The sequence below is a fragment of the Pelotomaculum propionicicum genome, assembly GCF_048984525.1.
In the GTDB taxonomy this organism is placed as follows: Bacteria; Bacillota; Desulfotomaculia; order Desulfotomaculales; family Pelotomaculaceae; genus Syntrophopropionicum; species Syntrophopropionicum propionicicum_A.
Map to the genome: position 1 here is coordinate 197,016 of NZ_JBMGJC010000001.1, position 18,553 is coordinate 215,568.

Consider the following 18,553-nt stretch of genomic DNA (forward strand, 5'->3'; position numbering starts at 1 on the left):
CTTATCCTCCCTTTTCGAAAAATTCTATTGATTTCAGCAATATCGCTTAAATATAAGGATAACTTATTTAGTAAGCTCAATTATCCTTTTAGCTGCGTCCTGCATGAAATCGAACGCTTCAACGCCGATGGACTTAAGTATTTCACGGCCGGCATCCTGGTTGGTGCCTACGAGACGGATTACCACGGGTACCGGGAAACCGCCGCGGGCTGTATAAACATCTTTAAACGCGTTGGCAACGTCGTCGCAGCGGGTGATGCCGCCGAAGATGTTAATGAACAGACCCTTGGGATTGAGGCCGAGAAGAATATCCAGGGCTTTGGCTGTCGCTTCACGGCCGGTGCCGCCGCCGCAGTCCAGGAAGTTCCTCGGTGTGCCGCCGAATGCCTGCAGGGTGTCCAGAGTGCCCATGGTGATGCCGGCGCCGTTTGCCATAACAGCGATGTCGCCGTCCAGGTCCACGAATGAAAGTCCAAGATCCTTGGCCGCTCTTTCAGCCGGGGACTTGTCTTCAACGAAAGGCAGGTCTACCATGCGGAACATGGCGTCTTCATCAATGGTAACCTTGGAGTCAGCAGCGATTACCCTGTCGTCGCTGAACACCAGCGGGTTGATCTCAACCAGCTCGGCGTCTTTTGCTTTGCAAATCTTATAAAGTAATTGAACTATCTTCACCATTTCCTTGCCGTGCGGGCTGTTTAAGGCAACACCCATTTTTCTCACGACATCACGGGCGAAGAAAGGATGCATTCCAAGCTCAGGATCGATGTGCTTCTTAATGATGTACTCTTCCGGCTGGGCTTCGATTTCCATCCCGCCGTAAGCTGAAGCGATCATGACAGCTTGCTTGGCAGAACCATCGATGGTGATTGACATGTAGAGTTCTTTGTCAATTTTTAACTTTTCTTCCACCAGGACGCACTCAACGGGCAGTCCCTGGATGGTCATGCTGAGAACCTCTTCTGCAGCCTTCTTGGCTTCTTCCGGAGTGTTAGGAAACTTAATACCCCCAGCTTTACCTCTCTTGCCTGACAGCACCTGAGACTTCACTACACATGGACCACCAATTTCCGCAGCGATCGTTGCGGCCTCTTCCGGGGTCTTAGCCATTCTGCCTTTCGGAGTCGGGATACCGAATTTGGCAAATAGCTCCTTACCCATGTACTCGAACATTTTCACAGGCTAAATCTCTCCTCTCCATTTTTGTTTTTGGCGCTTTATTTAAAAAAAATAACAAAAATAGTCTTACCCAACCTATATACTTCGTTGTTTACATTGTTTTTCCTTCTTGTACCACTAAAATTTTGTTATACTCCTTTAGATCTCCCCCCTTTTTAACCGCTCCTTTATAAATTGCCTCCCGGAGCGAAAAATATCCAACACTTAATAAATAAATTTTTCTTTCATTATGACTTTTATATATCTATTTAATACTCTAGTTATAATTTAACCCCCTACCCAAACTGCAAAACAATGAAATTCCTAAAAATAAAAAGCAACCATATAAAAAATAATGGTTTAAATCATAAATGCACTAAAATTTAAAAAAAAGGGGATAGCCCAACCTATTTTTACGGGTCGGGCACTTCCCAAAAACAATTTATGCACTCTAGTCTCCCAAAAGGTAATATTTGTCTCTACGGACATAATTCCTCCTGGCTGTCTTTTTATATAATAGTTTAAACTACTTAACCGCGTAAATCTTTATACCTTCCTGATAGAGGTCGCCGCCCAGGGTGTCGTTAACTACAACCATGGGAAAATCTTCAACCACAAATTCATGGACCGCCTCGGCGCCGAGATCCGGATAAGCGATAACCTTGGCGCTCTTTATGCTCTTGGCAATCAGGGCTGCCGCGCCGCCAATAGCAGCGAAATATACGCCCTTATACTTTTTCATAGCCTCGATTACTTCCGGGGACCTTTTTCCCTTGCCGATAGAAGCTTTCAGGCCCAGCTTGTAAAGTTCTGGAGCGTACGGGTCCATGCGGTAACTGGTCGTGGGGCCGCAGGAGCCAACAACTCTCCCAGGCTTCGTGGGGCTCGGGCCTACATAGTAAATAATCTGACCTTTTGGATCAAAGGGCAGTTCATTGACTTTTCCCGCCTTGATCAGATCCACCATTCTCTTGTGAGCGGCGTCCCGACCGGTATAAATGAGACCGCTGATTAAAACCTGCTGCCCGATTCTAAGCTTTTCTACATCTGCGTCCGTTAATGGGGTAGTAAGCCTGATCTGGGTCAATATTTTCACCTCCCCTGTTTATTACAAACCATCTCTATCCTTTTCCATAACCATATAATATCTATAGGACTACTTCCTTATGCCTTGCGGCGTGACAGTTGATGTTGACAGCCACAGGCAGGCTGGCAATGTGAGCCGCGTATGTCTTGATGTGCACAGCCAGGCAGAATGTCCTGCCGCCCAGGCCTTGCGGCCCGATTCCCAGGTTATTTACCTTTTCCAGCAGTTCCGCCTCAAGCTTTGCCATTTCAGGGTCTTCATTCACTGAGCCAATTTCCCTCAAAAGCGCTTCTTTCGCGATTAAAGCTGCTTTCTCCATGGTGCCGCCAATGCCAACTCCTAAAATAATCGGAGGGCAGGGATTCGGGCCGGCGTTTTTAGCCACTTCCAGGACGAAGTTTTTCACGCCTTCCACTCCGTCGGCCGGCTTCATCATTTTGATCTGGCTCATGTTTTCACTGCCGCCGCCCTTGGGAGCAAGTGTAATCTTGAGGTTCTCACCAGGGACGATCGTTGTGTGAATAACCGGAGGTGTGTTGTCACCGGTATTTTTACGCTCGAGCGGGTGACTCACGATGGATTTCCTGAGGTAGCCATCTGTATATCCTTTTCTTACGCCCTCAGTTATTGCCTCATAAAGATCTCCGCCCTCAATGCGCACATCCTGTCCCAACTCCAGGAAAATGACCGCGTAGCCGCAGTCCTGGCACATGGGGACCTGCTCTTCACGGGCTATCTCAGCATTCTTAATCAGAATCTGAAGAATCTCTTTCCCCGTGGCGGACACTTCCGTCTCATACCCTTTTTTGAAGGCTTCCAAAACGTCTTTCCCCAGTAAGAAGTTAGCCTCCTGACACATCCTTGCTACGTTTTCCGTAATGACACTGGTGTTAATGGTTTTAATTTTTATTCCCCCCTTTGCTAAGTGTTGGTCCATTTAGATACATGCTAGCAAGATCTGTACCATAGGCATAGTACCTGGCAGACAGGGGGCGTTTTTTATTTATTTAGTCAAAAAATCTCAGTAAAAACAGTAATACTGCTGATTTATTCATAATTAATCTATTTGAATGACTCTACCTGAAAATGGTATAAAAAAGAAAACTATATTCTAAGTTTTAGAATATAGTTTGTCCTTAAGCCATGGTATTACTAGTAATTCTAATATTTATAAACATTCTAAATTTTATATATTTTCAGGGATATATCTTTTTAGTTTATTGTAAAGTGTAGCCAGAGAAATGTTAAGAGCCTGCGAGGCGCGTTTTTTCCCCTCCACTGTATTTCCATATTTCGTCAGTGCTTTCTTAATCATCAACTCTTCCATTTCATCCAGGGGAACCAGATCTAAATCCCGCTCGTGAGTTATTTTGAACTGGCTGGCATGCATAACCAGGATTTTCTTGGTTATTACCTCCTCGTCCATAGTCACCAATACTCTTTCGATCATATTTTCAAGCTCGCGGATATTCCCCGGCCAGTCATAATTTAACAGTACTTCCATAGCGTCACTGTCTATCCATTTAACCTTTTTACCGAGCTTTCTGTTTAGTTTTACAATCAGGTTGTCTAAAAGGACTGGCAGGTCTTCCTTGCGCACTCTAAGCGGTGGAACCGTTATTTCAACAACATTAAGCCGGTAAAAAAGGTCTTCCCTGAACTTGCCCTGGCGGATTAATTCACGCAGTTTACGGTTGGTGGCGGCTATGACCCTTACATCTACTTTTGTCGTCTGTGTGCCGCCCACACGTTCAAACTCCATCTCCTGCAGCACCCGCAGCAGTTTTCCCTGCAGGTTCTGATTCATATCGCCTATTTCGTCAAGAAATATCGTGCCGCCGTGAGCCAGCTCAAATTTACCTATCTTCGATTTAACCGCACCGGTAAATGCTCCCTTCTCATAACCAAAGAACTCACTTTCCAGCAGCGTCTCGGGTATGGCGGCGCAGTTGACTTTTATAAACGGGTACTCTCTGCGCATCGATGATGAGTGAATGGCATGCGCGAACAATTCCTTGCCTGTCCCGCTTTCACCGTGAATCAGGACAGTCGAGTTACTGCGGGCGGACCTTTCCGCCAGGTCAACACACCTCTTTATTTCCGCACTGCTGCCCAGAATATTGTCAAAGGTATATTTGCTGGTTGTTACCTGTCCCAGTTTATCAGTAAGGTTTTCGATGATGCTGGTGCTCTTCTTCAGCTCTTCCATCAGGTTCATCACGTCTGTAAAGTGCTGAAACACTACGACCGCGCCGTCCATCACGCCATCGACCATGATCGGAGCCGCGTTGGACACAACTTCGGCGTTGCTGCCGCCTACTTTGGTCCTTTGCCCGAAAACCAGTTTTCCGGTTTTCAAAACCGTTGCCAGCGCCCCGTCAGGAGATGCTTCAAAAATATTCTGGTTGATCCTTTCCTCTTCGGAAATACCGGTAACCCTTGAGAAAGCGGGGTTTACAAACTTTATATTTCCGTTTATATCCGCAACTTCTATGGCTTCCTGGACTGAATCCAGAATAGCGGAAAGCTGGCTCTTAACACTCTTGATTTCAAGCAGTTCCTCTTTCTTATCCCTAAGCATGGAGATTATCAGGTTAGCAGCTTTGGCTTCCATTATAGCTGTGCCGCTGTTTTTATTCTGCCGGATAAAATCCAGCACCCCGGGTGACGCCGTAGCCTCAATAATTACGTCCAAGTCAGGTTCGACAAGCAGATCTTTGATTTCCTCCGTGACAAAGACGCCTTCTCTCCTGGCGGCGGCCATGCCGGGAGCAGCAGGGTCTTTATCGGCAATGCCGGTTATAGACACTTCTTTCATTTCTTTTAACATGCGGTACGCCGAGTAACCGTCTTCACCGGCGCCTGCTATGGCGACTCTAACTATTCTCATCCGTTGACCTACCTCGCAATAAGGCTTTCTGTGGTATTTTTATTTCGACGTTTTAAATCCTCATCCTTCTAATAATTAAAAATTATTAAATATTTGAAAATCAGCGAACAAATGTTTTTATTTGGCTTTTTTTATGTTATAATTATTTTACAAATTATTGTTGTAAAGGCAGGTGCAAAATGGACTCCGATCTTACACCCAAGCAGGCGGCCATCCTGGCGTTTATAAAGAAGAACATCAGGCAGAAAGGCTATCCTCCCTCGGTTCGGGAGATAGGCCAGGCAGTTGGTTTAAGTTCCAGCTCTACTGTACATGGTTATTTGAGAAAGCTTGAAACCAAGGGCTACCTGAGGCGTGACCCCACAAAGCCAAGGGCGATGGAAGTGCTTGATGAACTGGAAGGCGACAAGGTCGAATTTGTTAATGTGCCCCTGCTGGGTAGGGTTGCCGCGGGTATGCCTATCCTGGCGGTCGAAAACAGGGAGGAACTTTTCCCCCTCCCCACTCACTTTACCGGCATGGGTGAATTCTTCATGCTTACGGTGCGGGGAGACAGCATGATCGAGGCCGGCATACTGGATGAAGACATGGTTGTTGTCAGGCGCCAGAACGATGTGAACAACGGGGATGTTGTAGTCGCATTGCTTGACGAGGAAGCAACTGTGAAAAGGTTTTTCAGAGAGAGCGGCAGAGTTAGGCTCCAGCCTGAAAACAGCCTGATGGAGCCAATATATGCAACTGACCTGCAAATACTTGGTAAAGTAATTGGACTTGTCAGAAAAATTCATTAGCCTTTAAATCTTATAGTAATACCGGGACCGCTGGATAAGTTCCAGCGGTTTTTTATTTGTCTTTGGAAGCCAAAAGCATAATGTATACAATATATTATATTAAATAAACAAGTATACAGTATAACAAATTCAAAATACATTGAACTATATAAATAAAATTAAAACTAAATGAACTAAATATTTTTGATAGTTATCCCTTTAAATATAATGTTGTTGTTATTAAAAACCAGCTGCTGGCACATTAATCAGATTGCAGGTATTCACTATTAAAGCTCTATTATCAAAAGGTTATGTCTAAACAATTAAATCTTTTGTATCGGAGGGATGAAACGCTAGACAATCTTGATATTTAAACTTTTCTAATTAATTGCTTATGGGGGGTGTATTTTATGTCATCAGTTCCGGCAAGTGCATTATCAGCAAAAAAACCTTTAGAGAAATCCACTAAACTTGCCATGATATCACAATTCCTGGGTTTCGCCATGGATGCTTATGATATGGCACTGGTAATAGTTATGGCTCCGATGCTGAGCACACTTTTTGTATCGCCAAAAGGCAGTGAAGCCTGGCAGTACATAGCTATTGTTTTAACTTATTCCATTACTATGGCCGCGCGGCCGGTCGGGTCAGCCATATTCGGCCACTATGCGGACAAGATCGGCAGGCGGATGCTCTTGATTTACACCATCGGCGGTGTTGGTCTAATGTCCGTTGTCGCTGCTTTTCTTCCCACCTACCAGCAGGTGGGTGTAATGGCTTACGTATTCTTTGCTGTGGTCAGATTTATCATGGGCGTTTTCTTTGGGGGGGAATACGCCGTGGGCCATACTTTCGCCATTGAACACGCCCCGGTCGGCAAGCGCGGTATCATCGGCGGATTTATCCAATCCGGGTTTCCCGCTGGATACGTCGTCGCCTCCCTTGTCTTCGCAGCCATTAACGCCGGTTTGGGCAAAGAGGCCATGTTGGCGTATGGTTGGAGAATTGCATTTTTTACAGGCGTGATACCCATTATTCTGGCCATCTACATCAGAGGGTTCCTCCCTGAATCACCTAAATTTGAACAAGCAAAGGAAAAAGGCACTATTGAAAAAGCGCCCTTTCTCAGCCTTTTTAAACCACCTCAGCTCTGGACATTCCTGCAGGTATTCTTTTTCATGACCGGTCTTTTCCTGACAGATTACTCTGTATACGGCTTCCTGCCCAATATATTGACCCTGGGAGGCAGGGGTTTCGATCCCACAACATACAGCTTAATTTACGGTTTTGCCCTGTTCTGCGCTTTCCTGGGATACAATTTCTACGGCTGGCTGTCAGAAATCGTCGGCCGGAGAAAGCTGACCATGTACTACTGTGTCTTCCTGGTGGCTTTTGGTGTCCCGGTATACTATGTGCTTTACCACGCGGCCCTTTCCCGCAACATAATGATTGCCCTGATTGGAACAGTTATGGCGGGGATGCTGAAGCTGGCGTGGGGTGTTGTCCCGTCATACCTTTCTGAACGTTTCCCGACCAAGCGCCGTGCCGTTGGAGTGGGATTCGGCTATTCTTCCGGAGCTTTGATCGGCGCCTGGTTCAGCATCTATGTCTGGTGGGCTCACAGCATACCATTTATTAAGTCGATAGAAGGTGAAGATATGTGGCTTTCACCGGCCGTGATTTTAACCATCGGCGCGGTGATGACGTTTGTCAGCCTGATTTTCAGCCCAGAAACAAAGGACGTTGAGCTGGACGACTAATAATAAAAACGGTTGACTATTACAGAAAACTTCTGGTAAAAGAGGCTGCCCTTAGTTACAACCGGGCAGCCTCTTTTTTTAAAGTTAATCCGTTATTACATGATTAGCAAGATTTAAAAGATTAACAAGATATTTTTATAAATTACTTAAAAAGGAATGAATATAAATTATAATATTGAATAAATAATTATTTAATCCTGTAAATCTTGATAATCCTGTTAATCCTGTGAAATTATTTTTTAATTAATCCTGTAAATCCTGTCAATTTGTTTAGTTGTTATTCTTTAATTCCTCCACCGATTCGATCAGGTCGGGGCCGATAATATATTCAAACTCCTGGTAAAGCGGCTTCAGCACCTGAATCCATTCAGACTTTTCATCGTCTGTCAGGTAATGCAATTGCACCGCCCCTGACGCTGTAATCGTCTGCATGCCCTCCCTGTTCATTCTCAACGCCTGCTGGCGCTCCCATTCCGTGACCTCGGCCAGCGTGCTCTCCAGAAGGCCCCTTATATCTTCCGGCAGGCCGTTCCAGTATTTCTCATCAGTTAATACAACGTAGCCCATGTATCCGTGGTTTGATACTGTTATATACGGCTGGACCTTAAACAAGTTCTTAGAGCAAATATTGGATATAGTGTTTTCTTCTCCGTCAATTGTACGGGATTCGAGCGCGCGGTACAGGTCGTCAAAAGACCCTTCCACCGGTTTCGCGCCCAGTTTTTCAAACTGCTTTTTCAAGACCTGGCTGTTGATCATTACCCTGAAAGACAAACCCGCGAAATCATCAGGATGGACCACCGGCTTCTGGTTGTTGGTCATCACCTTAAAGCCGCTGTCCCAGAAAGCCAGCGCGTGGAGATTATTTTGCCTGAGGCCCTCGAACAATCGGCTGCCGATATAACCGTCCATGGCCTGATGGACTTTGCTTTCATCAGCGAAAGCGTACGGCAGATCAAATACCTGCCACAGGGGGAATACCCCTGACAGCTTGGAAGTCGCGGGCGCTATCATCTGGACCGCGCCGGACTTCAGCGCTTCGATCTCTTCACCATCTTTATAAAGAGTTGAATTGGGGAAAACCTGTACTTCCACCCTGCCCCGCGTGCGTTCTTTGACCAGTTCCGCAAAACGCTCGGCGGCCAGGCCTTTTGGCGTGTTTTCAGCTGTTACGTGTGAAAATTTTAATACAATTTTTTCATCAGGGCTGAACTGTTCTTTATCTTCAACTCTTTTCCCGCATCCGCTGACTGCAAAGAGCAGCAAAGAAATACACAGGATAAGGGCAAGCCTGTTTTTCATTGTTTCACCTCTTATTCTCTCACCTTGTAGCGGTTCACAGGGCGGCCGATGGATCCATACTGCATACCCAGCATAACCTTCCCCGTTTTCTCCAGGTAATCAAGATATCTCCTCGCGGTAACCCTTGCCAAACCGATCCCTTCAGCAACCTCTTCAGCGGATAACGCTTTTCCCTCTTTTAACAAGTACAGGTAAATCTGTTTCAGGGTAAGCTCGTTTAACCTTTTAGGCATTTCCTCATCAAATTGCTGGCCGCGGCTTTTCGCCAGGCTGTCTACTTCCGCCTGGTTCATTCGCGTTTGCCGTCTAAAACGGTTATGCAGGGTTTCGTAACTGTTTAAAGCCGCCTTCAGGCGCAAAAATTTAAAGGGTTTAATTACATAATCAATCGCCCCGTAACGAAAGACATTTTGGACTGTCCTGGCATCCTGGGCGGCAGTAACTACAATAACGTCCGTCGGCAGGTCGAGACGCCTCATCTCCTGCAGTGCGGTAACGCCGTCCATGTCAGGCAGATATATGTCCAGCAGGACCAGGTCCGGCTTTATTTCCTTAACCATGTCCACAGCCTCGCGGCCAGTCCGGGCGACTCCCGCCACCCTAAAACCGGGCACCGCCTCTACAAAGCCCCGGTTTACCTCGACCACCATCGGGTCATCCTCAACAATCACAACATCAATTGGGGACATCTCACTTTACGCCTCCTGGGTTTTATCTTTTTTAGGAATGATAATGCTAAATTCAGCTCCGCCTGCGTTTAAATTTTTGACTGTTATTCTGCCGCCGGCCAGTACAACGTACTGCCTGACCAGGTATAGCCCGATGCCGCGGTCCGCGGAGCCTTTAGTGGTATAGCCCTGGTTAAAGATAGTTTCAAGTTTTTCTTCAGGTATACCGCTGCCCCAGTCACGCACTGTTATAATCAAGTCACCGGGGTTGTCAAATATGGCAAAGTATACCTTGCGTCTTTCCTGTTCAGACTGGCGTACCGCGTCCAACGCGTTTTCGATCAGGTTGCCGATTACAGCCACCATGTCTCCTGTCTCCAGACAGGGCGGCAGTTCAAAAAGCTTTGACGACCTGTCAATTTCGAGATTGACCCTCAGTTCTTTGGCCCTGGCGTACTTTCCAAGGATCAGCCCTGCTATACTGTGGTCGAATATATTCTTTGATATTATCCTGGTTAGCTCTTGCTGCTCCTCTGTGATATCAAATATGTAATCTAAAGCCTGCTGGCTTTTTTCAAGCTGGATCAGGCCGGCTATCGTATGGAGTTTATTCATGTATTCATGGTTTTGCACCCGCAGGGCTTCAACAAATGATTTTACTCCAGTCAGTTCCTCGGCCAGCCTGTTTACTTCCGTTTTGTCCTGGAAGGTTGCCACGGCTCCGATAATTTCTCCCTGGTATTTTATCGGCACCCGTTTAGCCAGGACTATCGTGTTATTAATAATCATCTCGCTGTTTAACTGCGATTGCCCCGTATTTATAACCTCCGGCATGAGGGTGCCGGGAATGACGTCAGCAATGTACTTGCCTATGATTTCGTCTTCACTCCTGCCGATAATGCGGATAGCCTCGTTATTTACAATAGTAATCCTGCTGCTTGAGTCAATCGCTATAATTCCTTCGCTTATCGACTGGAAAACAGCAACCCGTTCTTCTAAAAGCCTGGCCATTTCCTCCGGCTCCATGTTGAACATGGCGCTTTTAATTCTCCTGGACAGGTAAAATGAACCGGCCAGTCCGATGGCCATTCCTATACCGATGGCATAGTAAACCGAAATCTGTATGGATTTTAACAGATCTATTTTAGTAGGTGTCAGCACTCCGACTAAAACCACACCGACCTGCCTGGTGCCCTCATCCACTTTCACCGGCACAAAAGCCCTTACAGACGGCCCCAGAACTCCCTGGGCCTTTGATATATATTCATTGTTTGCCAGGGCGGGACCGAGGTCGGCGTCAGTGAATTTATTGCCTATTCTCTCTTCCACCGGGTGTGAATAACGCGTGCCTTCCATGTCCAGGATCACAACATATTCAACGCCGGTGGCCAACCGGGTGCGCTCCGCGATCGGCTGTATAACAGTGCCGCCGCCCGGCGTTCCCACGTTTTTTTGTATTTCTTCGAACTGGGCGAGCGTCCTGGCAATAGCCATTGCTCTCATGCCGATTTCATTTTCCATTGAATCGGAAAGCCTTTCGACCACCACAAAAACACCTATAAAAATAGAAAGGATAACCGTTCCAAAAGAAAGGACGGCTATCTTTGTGCTTAAATTAAAATATTTTTTATTTATAGCAGGCATATTGAACACTCTTTTTATGTTAGGGAAAAATAGTAAAGCTATATTATTTCAGAAACTCCTGGGTACTCTCTTTATCGTTGATATATGCCATAAAGGCCTCCAGCGCGTAACCTCCCATGCCTTGACTGTGCTTGATCTGGTACAGGTAGCGGCTCAGGTCGATACCGCCCAGCTTTACTTCCTTGACCAGTCCCAGGCTTAAAGCTTCGGAAACCGCGTACCTCGATACGATGCTGATCCCCAGCTTTGCCTCGACAGCGGTTATTACCGACCTTGTACTACCCAGCTCCATGCCGTGAGGCAGTTTTTCAAGTGAGATATTCTGCTCGGCAAGTTTCTGCTCCAATGTCCGGCGGGTGCCGGAGCCCCGTTCCCGCAGTATAATTGTTTCTTTTTTTAGGTCTTCCAGGCTGACTTCCTTAATTTCAGCCCACGGGTGGGAAGGAGGAACAATTAAAACAAGCTGGTCCTTGAGCCATGAAACACACTCGGTGCCTTCCCAGTCGATGGGAGCCCCGGTTATGCCGAAATCTATTTCCCTTTCCCGTACCCAGCGCCCGACCTGGCCGCTTCCGGCCACCTTGAGAGTGATTTTTATGCCGGGGTATTTTTCCTTAAAACCGCCGATTAAAATCGGCAGCAGGTATTCACCCGGTATCGTGCTGGCCCCGACAACAAGGTGTCCGGTTTTCAGCCCCTTGAGGTCGTCAAGTCCCGCCTTAATTCTGTTATAATGCCTGATCAGTTGCTTGGCTTCTGGATATAAAAGCCGTCCCGCCTCCGTCAGGATTACCTTCTTATCGCCCCGCTGAAACAAAGTTACCTGTAAATCTTCTTCCAGTGCCTTAATTTGGAAGCTGACGGCCGGCTGACTCATGAATAGCTGGCGGGATGCTTTTGTAAAACTCTGCAGTTCAGCTACCCAGATAAATGCCTCCAGCTGCTTAAAATTCATGTGATAACCACCGCCTTTAAGGCTTTTTAAAAAACTTTCGCCATATATCTCCTAATACCTTCTAATTTTTAATTTTTCTAAAAATTTAACCGCGCAATAATTCACGTGCCGCTGAGAGCAGGGCCAGCTTTATATATTCCTTGGACAGCCCTCCCTGCAGGTATACGGCGTACGGCGGCCGCAGGGGACCGTCCGCGCTTAATTCAAGTGAGGCTCCCTGGACGAAGGTTCCCGCCGCCATAACAACCGGATCCCCATAGCCGGGCATTTCGTTTGCCTCGGGCATTACGTGAGAATCAACAGGCGACCCTTTCTGCAGGCCGCGGCAGAAGGCCAGCATCCGCTCCGGCGTGCCCAGCATAATTGCCTGGACAATGTCACTCCTGTGATCACCGTGCCGTGGCAATACCTTAAAGCCCAGGCTTTCAAAAAACATGGAAGCAAATACAGCGCCTTTAAGGGCTTCCGAGACAACGTGGGGAGCCAGGAACAAGCCCTGGTAAAGCAGTCTCTGGAAGTCACCGGAAGGTCCAACTTCAGCCCCGATACCCGGAGCGCTCCAACGGTTGGCGGCCATATCCACGTATTTCTCTTTTCCTGCGACGTAACCGCCTGTCGGAGCAAGACCGCCGCCCGGATTCTTAATCAGAGACCCAGCCACCAGGTCGGCGCCGGCTTCCACGGGTTCCTCCAGTTCTACAAACTCGCCGTAACAGTTGTCAACAAATACAATGGCGTCCGGTTTTCTTTCTTTAATGAATTCTATTGCTTCCCTTATTTTATTTATCCCGAGAGCCGCACCCCAGCGGTATCCCGCGGAGCGCTGCAGCATGACCATCTTTGTCCTAGGGCTGATGGCCTGTCCCACGGCTGAAAAATCCAGGTCACCTTCACCGGTCAGGTCAACCTGTTTGTAAACAACGCCGAGGTCCCTGAGCGAACCTTGGGATTCACCCCTGAGGCCGATCATTTCACCGAGTGTGTCATACGGCTCCCCCTGGACAGAAAGCAGTTCGTCGCCTGCGCGCAGGACACCGTACAAACACAAGGCAATGGCGTGGGTGCCGGATACAATCTGCCCGCGCACCAGGGCTTTTTCCGCGCGAAACACATCCGCGTATATTTTTTCCAGCGTTTCCCGGCCGCTGTCCCCATAACCATATCCCGTGGAACCTTTCAGGTGATAGTCGCTCACCCTTGCCTTGCGGAATGCCGCCAGGACTTTGGCATGGTTCGCCAGGGCTCTCTCGTCAATTAAACGGTATATGGGCTCAACTTTGCGATCTACTTCTTTAGCAAGTGTCTCCAGGTTGATACACATATATTATTTTTCTCCTCACAAAGATGGAAAACAATCCAGAATACTTAAATTTGGTCAGAAGCGCCTTCCAGGTCTTCCCTGTTTATGGCCATCAGGTCCTTTCGGCTGAGGTCGCTTTCTCGCTGAAGCAGCCTTACCGCCTGGCGCCTGATCGCCCTCTCGATCAGGTTACGCACAAGCCTGGCGTTTCCGCTGTGCTCATGCCGCTTGTGCTCTTTTTCTATAACATAACGAAATTCTTCCCTGGCTCCGTTGGAAAGGTAATACTGCCTCTGCTGAAGCATTAAATCAGCAATCGCCAGCAGTTCCCTGTTGCTGAAGTCCGGGAACGTAATGTGAATAGGAAAACGTGAGCGCAGGCCGGGATTCGTTTCTACAAACCAGTCCATCTCGTCCTGGTAGCCGGCCAGGATCAGGATCAGGCTGTCCCGGTGGTCCTCCATCCCTTTTACCAGCGCGTCAATTGCCTCTTTACCAAAATCTTTATCTCCCCCCCTGGCCAGGGAATACGCCTCGTCAATAAACAAAATTCCGCCCAGGGCCCTTTTTATCTGGTCCCTGGTCTTCTGGGCCGTGTGCCCGATAAACTCCCCCACCAGGTCGGCTCTTTCAACCTCAATCAGGTGACCTTTGGGTAGAACGCCCACTTCTTTGAACAGCTTGCCCAGGATCCGGGCCACTGTGGTTTTCCCTGTACCCGGGTTGCCCTTGAATATCATGTGCAAACCCAGCGGCTCAGAGACCAGCTTCTCTTTCTGCCTCATTTTCTGTATTTCTATATATGAATAAATTTCTTCGATCAGTTTTTTTACACCGTGCAGGCCGACCAGGGAATTGAGCTCCAGGAGTATCTCACCGGTATTCTTGCTGTTATTTACCTGTTCGGCGCCGCCGCGGCCGGTCCTTAAATTATTCAGTTGGGCCGGGCTTATCTTCCATGACCTGCAGTCAGCCTTATGTCCTGTGTTTTTATTGGTACCCTGAACGTTCCAGATTTTTATTTTCACAGGTTTTTAAGCCACCTCGCATCAGGCATCAGTCATTACCATTATACGCCTGACACGAGCTTTTACGACTAAAAAAGTAAGCCCCTCTTATGAGGGGCCGCCTATCTTTTGCTTAAGAGCCCTTTGTTTCAGAAAATGTAGTGCTGACAGGCTTCAGCGGACTGATTGTGGAAATAGCGTGTTTATAAACCATCAACTGCTTCCCGTCACTTTCCAGGATCACAGTAAAGTTATCAAAACCCTTGACCATCCCTTTCAGCTGAAATCCGTTGACAAGGAATATGGTGACAGGTATATTTTCTTTCCTGACCTGGTTCAAAAATGCGTCCTGTAAATTAATTTGTGGTTTCGTCATAGCAAGGGCTCCCTCCATAGGTATTTATTATCTTTATTCTTTTCTACAAACCTTAAGATACTCCTTCAATAAATCTGGTAATTTCATTAATAATCGCCCCGGGCGCATCAACCTGGTCCGGATTCAGCCATTTTATCCTGTTGTCACGCCTGAACCAGGTCATCTGCCGCTTGGCGAACCTCCTGGTGTTTCTTTTTAAAATATCGACAGACTGGTCCAGTGACATGTCCCCATTCAAATATTCAATGATTTCCTTATATCCCAGCCCGCGCATTGAACTCAGCGCCGGAGAAAAACCCCTGTTTAAAAGTCTCTGTACTTCATCCACCAGGCCCGCCTCGATCATGCGGTCAACCCGCTGTTCTATTTTTTTATATAATTTTTCTCTTTCCAGGATCAAGCCAAACATAAGCAGGTTATAATTTGCACTGCGGGTACGGTCTATCTTGTGAAAGCTGGAAATAAGCGCGCCCGTCAATTTGTAAACTTCCAGGGCGCGGATAATCCTCCTGGCGTCATTGGGATGCAGCTTCGCAGCCGCCTTTGGGTCAATCTCACGCAGTCGTTCGTGCAGTTTCGATGTGCCGTGTTCCTCCGCTTCTTTTAATAGAGTTTTTCTGTACTGTTCGCTGCCACGGGCGCCGCTGAAATCATAGTCGTCGATTACCGCCCCGATATACAGGCCGGTGCCGCCCACCAGTATGGGCAGTTTTTTTCTTTTCATAATATCCAAGATGATCGCCCTGGCCTGTTCCTGAAACAAAGCGGCGCTGTATTCCTGGTCCGGGTCAACAATGTCGATGAGATGGTGAGGTATGCCGCGCATTTCCGTAGGGAACGGCTTTGCTGTGCCAATATCCATGCCGCGGTATACCAGCATGGAGTCAGCGGATATTATCTCACCGTTTAATTTTTCCGCTACGTATACAGCGGTATCGCTTTTACCGGTCGCGGTCGGCCCGCAGATTACCACCAGCGGCGTCTGGATGTCAGAAAACTCTTTCACTGCGGCACCCCTAGCCTCTCCAAGACGCCATAGGCTACGGGCGAATATTTCCCGCCGACAATTTTTTTGAAGCCCAATCGCTCAAATTCGGCGCTGTCCCTTCTTTCTTTCAAAACAACCCGCCTGGCGGCCGCGTTTAGTGCCAGATCTACAGTCTCACGGTCAACCGGATCATGGTCGGCAAGCATCCTGGCCGCGTTTATCCCGGGTGAGCGGCGCCTGGGAGAGCGAAACATCGGGTCAAAATAAATTATATCGCAGCTGCCCGGTTTTAATGAAGCCAGGTAATCCTTGTATTTTGCATTAATTACTTTAACGCGCCGCATAGCATCAGTTATTTGGCTGTCCTCGTCCGCGTATGAATGTAAACCGCGCTTCACCAGCTCACATATTACCGGAGAGCTTTCCAGGGCGGTTACCCTGCCGGCGTCGCCTGTGACATAGCTCGCGACAATCGCGTCTGTCCCCAGACCCATAGTGCAGTCCAATATGGAATACCCTTCCTTGAGAGACATCGCGCTGATCATTTGGTCAGTTTTCCCATTATTTATCTCTTTTATACGCAGCCCAGCCAGGCCAGGGTGGAAAAAGAATTCGTTCTCCCCCATTATGAAAGAAATCCTTTTAGCTGAGACAACCAGCAGGCCGTCCGCATTGTATAAGCCGGCCAGATTTTTTACCGATAGATCGCGTCTCTCCGCAAAAGGCACATTAAAATGCGCTGCCAGCTGTTTCGCGCTTTCAACCAGCCCTGGCGCAGGGCGCAGCGATGTTGTGACCGCGAACCTTAAGCCTGATTCAGCTTTTTTCTGTGAGGGTCCTGCCAAATTTTCTTCACCTAGCGCTTAAATTTTTTTTCCAGGTCCGTAAAAGACAAATGGATGATGGTCGGCCTGCCGTGCGGGCAGGTATAGGGATTTTCCGCGCCTGCCAGGCGGTCGATGAGGGCGTCCATGGAGGACTGGGCCAGTTTTTCTCCGGCCTTCACCGCGCTTTTGCAGGCCAGGGACGAGGCCAGGCGGCTGAAAAACTCATCATACGATGCGCCGGCGCCTCTCTCACGCAGGTATTCCAGCATATCATTAAAAAATTCTTTCTCCTGTCCCGGCGCGAATCCAGGGGGCGCGCCCCTGATCAGAAAAGTATTGCCGCCAAAGTATTCCAAAACGAAGCCGGCGCGGTTGAACCAAAATATACGCTCAGTCAGGACCGCCGCTTCCCGGTAATCCAGTTCCAGGGTGACCGGCAGCAGCAGGCCCTGGCTCGGCCTTTCGCCTTCTCCCGCCAGGTAATCCTCGTACAGGACCCTTTCGTGAGCGGCATGCTGGTCCAGTATATAAAGGCCATCTTTACCTTCCGCCAGGATATATGTCAGCCCTATCTGGCCGACAGCCATTATTTCGGGCAGGGCCTTTTCGCCGCTTAAATAGTCAGCCGCCTTTTCTCCGGCTTTTTTAAGGTCATAGTTTATTGTAACCGGATTATCGTATACTTCAGTAATGCCTTGTATTGCGGCGGCGCCGGAATCAATCTCTTCTTTTTTAAGCGTTCCACGCGGCGCGGCAAACAAATCCTGGTACAAATCCGCCCCGGCAGACCTTTTTTCCGGGTTAAACAGCTTTGCGGGTATTACCGTTTTCGCCAGCAGCACTTCCCTCAGGGTACGGGAGACCTGCCTTACGATATCTTTCTCCTCCAACAGCCGTACTTCCAGCTTGGAGGGGTGGACATTCACGTCTATCAGTTCAGGCGGGACTGCCAGGCTTAATACAACTACAGGCTTTCTGCCATGGGGCAGCAAAGTGCGGTAGGCTTCTTCCACGGCTCCCGCCGCCGCCGGGCAGTGCACATAGCGGCCGTTGATAATTATATTTATATGGCTTTTGCTGCTGCGGCTGAGAGAAGGTTTTCCTATGAAGCCTTTCAACGTTATGCCGCTTGCCGTGCTGTCAACAGGTATCATTTCCCGGGCCTGGCTGACACCGTAAACAGCTATAATCGTGTCGATCAGGTCCCCGGTGCCGGGCGAGTAAAAAGAACGCCTGCTTTTGTTCCTTAATTCAAAGCTAACGTCTGGCCTGGCCAGAGCCATGTGAGATATTACCTCGCCGCACAGAGAACCCTCAACAGAAGGGCTCTTCATGGATTTTTTTCTCACGGGCGTATTGAAGAACAGGTCTCTTACCACGACTGTCGACCCCGGCGGACAGCCGGCGCTGGCCCTGTTGACAATTACCCCTTCCACAGCCTCAACCCTGGCCCCGTTGAGGGCATCGGCGGGTCTGGAAGTAAAGTCCATACGTGAAACCGCCGCAATGCTCGGTATCGCCTCACCCCTGAAACCGAGGGTGAGGATCCTGCTCAGATCAGACGCGCATGTGATCTTGCTGGTGGCATGCCTCTCAAAAGCCAGCGCCAGGTCCTCTTCGCCCATGCCGCACCCGTCATCTGTAACCGTTATGGACGCGAGCCCTCCCTCATTAAGTTCGACTGTTATCCTGCGGGCTCCGGCATCTAATGAATTTTCGGCCAGCTCTTTTACCACTGAAAGCGGGCGCTCAACCACCTCACCGGCGGCAATCTGGTTTTTAGTGAATTCATCCAGAATTATAATTTTTGTCAAAGCATTT

General features: G+C 48.3%; 16 protein-coding genes. 2 read left to right on the forward strand and 14 right to left on the reverse strand.

The genetic code is table 11. The features are described from left to right. Positions 1-63: 63 nt before the first annotated feature. The 4 genes from sucC to ACOBQJ_RS01075 all read right to left on the reverse strand — a co-directional run bounded on the left by sucC (position 64) and on the right by ACOBQJ_RS01075 (position 5,135). Positions 64-1,179 (reverse strand): ADP-forming succinate--CoA ligase subunit beta, encoded by a 1,116-nt coding sequence (gene sucC / locus ACOBQJ_RS01060; RefSeq protein WP_421069853.1) that lies wholly within the window; start codon positions 1,177-1,179, stop codon positions 64-66. A gap of 505 nt (positions 1,180-1,684) precedes the next feature. After that, a complete protein-coding gene (locus ACOBQJ_RS01065; protein ID WP_421069854.1) occupies positions 1,685-2,245 on the reverse strand; it encodes a Fe-S-containing hydro-lyase in 561 nt (186 codons plus the stop codon). 61 nt (positions 2,246-2,306) lie between these two features. After that, positions 2,307-3,182 carry a fumarate hydratase gene (locus ACOBQJ_RS01070; RefSeq protein WP_421069855.1) on the reverse strand — a complete coding sequence of 292 codons (876 nt, stop codon included), beginning with the start codon at positions 3,180-3,182 and terminating at the stop codon, positions 2,307-2,309. Positions 3,183-3,431: 249 nt separating this feature from the next. Then, a complete protein-coding gene (locus ACOBQJ_RS01075; protein WP_421069856.1) occupies positions 3,432-5,135 on the reverse strand; it encodes a sigma 54-interacting transcriptional regulator in 1,704 nt (567 codons plus the stop codon). Positions 5,136-5,314: 179 nt separating this feature from the next. Between ACOBQJ_RS01075 and lexA the strand changes: the two genes are divergently transcribed. Both lexA and ACOBQJ_RS01085 read left to right on the forward strand, forming a co-directional pair. After that, positions 5,315-5,926, forward strand: coding sequence for a transcriptional repressor LexA (lexA, locus tag ACOBQJ_RS01080; RefSeq protein WP_421069857.1), 612 nt, complete (start codon positions 5,315-5,317; stop codon positions 5,924-5,926). Between the two features lie 389 nt (positions 5,927-6,315). Beyond that, positions 6,316-7,665: an MFS transporter gene (locus ACOBQJ_RS01085; RefSeq protein ID WP_421069858.1), complete on the forward strand. Its 1,350-nt coding sequence runs from the start codon at positions 6,316-6,318 to the stop codon at positions 7,663-7,665. Positions 7,666-7,935: 270 nt separating this feature from the next. Here the strand turns inward: ACOBQJ_RS01085 and ACOBQJ_RS01090 are convergent, their stop codons facing one another. The 10 genes from ACOBQJ_RS01090 to mutL all read right to left on the reverse strand — a co-directional run bounded on the left by ACOBQJ_RS01090 (position 7,936) and on the right by mutL (position 18,546). Continuing rightward, positions 7,936-8,967 (reverse strand): DctP family TRAP transporter solute-binding subunit, encoded by a 1,032-nt coding sequence (locus tag ACOBQJ_RS01090; protein WP_421069859.1) that lies wholly within the window; start codon positions 8,965-8,967, stop codon positions 7,936-7,938. 11 nt (positions 8,968-8,978) lie between these two features. Continuing rightward, positions 8,979-9,656 (reverse strand): response regulator, encoded by a 678-nt coding sequence (locus ACOBQJ_RS01095; RefSeq protein WP_421069860.1) that lies wholly within the window; start codon positions 9,654-9,656, stop codon positions 8,979-8,981. Between the two features lie 6 nt (positions 9,657-9,662). After that, positions 9,663-11,279 (reverse strand): ATP-binding protein, encoded by a 1,617-nt coding sequence (locus ACOBQJ_RS01100; protein ID WP_421069861.1) that lies wholly within the window; start codon positions 11,277-11,279, stop codon positions 9,663-9,665. A 43-nt stretch (positions 11,280-11,322) separates the two neighbouring features. After that, positions 11,323-12,234, reverse strand: coding sequence for a selenium metabolism-associated LysR family transcriptional regulator (locus ACOBQJ_RS01105; RefSeq protein ID WP_421069862.1), 912 nt, complete (start codon positions 12,232-12,234; stop codon positions 11,323-11,325). An 85-nt stretch (positions 12,235-12,319) separates the two neighbouring features. After that, positions 12,320-13,555 carry an aminotransferase class I/II-fold pyridoxal phosphate-dependent enzyme gene (locus ACOBQJ_RS01110; protein ID WP_421069863.1) on the reverse strand — a complete coding sequence of 412 codons (1,236 nt, stop codon included), beginning with the start codon at positions 13,553-13,555 and terminating at the stop codon, positions 12,320-12,322. Positions 13,556-13,599: 44 nt separating this feature from the next. Then, positions 13,600-14,562 (reverse strand): AAA family ATPase, encoded by a 963-nt coding sequence (locus ACOBQJ_RS01115; RefSeq protein WP_421069864.1) that lies wholly within the window; start codon positions 14,560-14,562, stop codon positions 13,600-13,602. A 112-nt stretch (positions 14,563-14,674) separates the two neighbouring features. Beyond that, positions 14,675-14,917: an RNA chaperone Hfq gene (hfq, locus tag ACOBQJ_RS01120; protein ID WP_421069865.1), complete on the reverse strand. Its 243-nt coding sequence runs from the start codon at positions 14,915-14,917 to the stop codon at positions 14,675-14,677. Between the two features lie 52 nt (positions 14,918-14,969). Further along, positions 14,970-15,923, reverse strand: coding sequence for a tRNA (adenosine(37)-N6)-dimethylallyltransferase MiaA (gene miaA, locus ACOBQJ_RS01125; protein WP_421069866.1), 954 nt, complete (start codon positions 15,921-15,923; stop codon positions 14,970-14,972). After that, positions 15,920-16,750, reverse strand: a complete 831-nt coding sequence (locus ACOBQJ_RS01130; protein WP_421069867.1) for a class I SAM-dependent methyltransferase — start codon at positions 16,748-16,750, stop codon at positions 15,920-15,922. Before ACOBQJ_RS01130 ends, miaA begins: the two co-directional genes overlap by 4 nt. A gap of 11 nt (positions 16,751-16,761) precedes the next feature. Next, positions 16,762-18,546: a DNA mismatch repair endonuclease MutL gene (gene mutL / locus ACOBQJ_RS01135; RefSeq protein WP_421069868.1), complete on the reverse strand. Its 1,785-nt coding sequence runs from the start codon at positions 18,544-18,546 to the stop codon at positions 16,762-16,764. Between the last annotated feature and the right edge of the window lie 7 nt (positions 18,547-18,553).

Bases quoted from the DNA above. Each gene is read 5' to 3' on its own strand.
- ACOBQJ_RS01070 (WP_421069855.1), bottom strand. From the start codon at position 3,182: ATGGACCAACACTTAGCAAAGGGGGGAATAAAAATTAAAACCATTAAC.
- hfq (WP_421069865.1), bottom strand. From the start codon at position 14,917: ATGACGAAACCACAAATTAATTTACAGGACGCATTTTTGAACCAGGTC.
- ACOBQJ_RS01110 (WP_421069863.1), bottom strand. From the start codon at position 13,555: ATGTGTATCAACCTGGAGACACTTGCTAAAGAAGTAGATCGCAAAGTT.
- ACOBQJ_RS01100 (WP_421069861.1), bottom strand. From the start codon at position 11,279: ATGCCTGCTATAAATAAAAAATATTTTAATTTAAGCACAAAGATAGCC.
- ACOBQJ_RS01090 (WP_421069859.1), bottom strand. From the start codon at position 8,967: ATGAAAAACAGGCTTGCCCTTATCCTGTGTATTTCTTTGCTGCTCTTT.
- ACOBQJ_RS01105 (WP_421069862.1), bottom strand. From the start codon at position 12,234: ATGAATTTTAAGCAGCTGGAGGCATTTATCTGGGTAGCTGAACTGCAG.
- ACOBQJ_RS01075 (WP_421069856.1), bottom strand. From the start codon at position 5,135: ATGAGAATAGTTAGAGTCGCCATAGCAGGCGCCGGTGAAGACGGTTAC.
- ACOBQJ_RS01085 (WP_421069858.1), top strand. From the start codon at position 6,316: ATGTCATCAGTTCCGGCAAGTGCATTATCAGCAAAAAAACCTTTAGAG.
- lexA (WP_421069857.1), top strand. From the start codon at position 5,315: ATGGACTCCGATCTTACACCCAAGCAGGCGGCCATCCTGGCGTTTATA.
- ACOBQJ_RS01095 (WP_421069860.1), bottom strand. From the start codon at position 9,656: ATGTCCCCAATTGATGTTGTGATTGTTGAGGATGACCCGATGGTGGTC.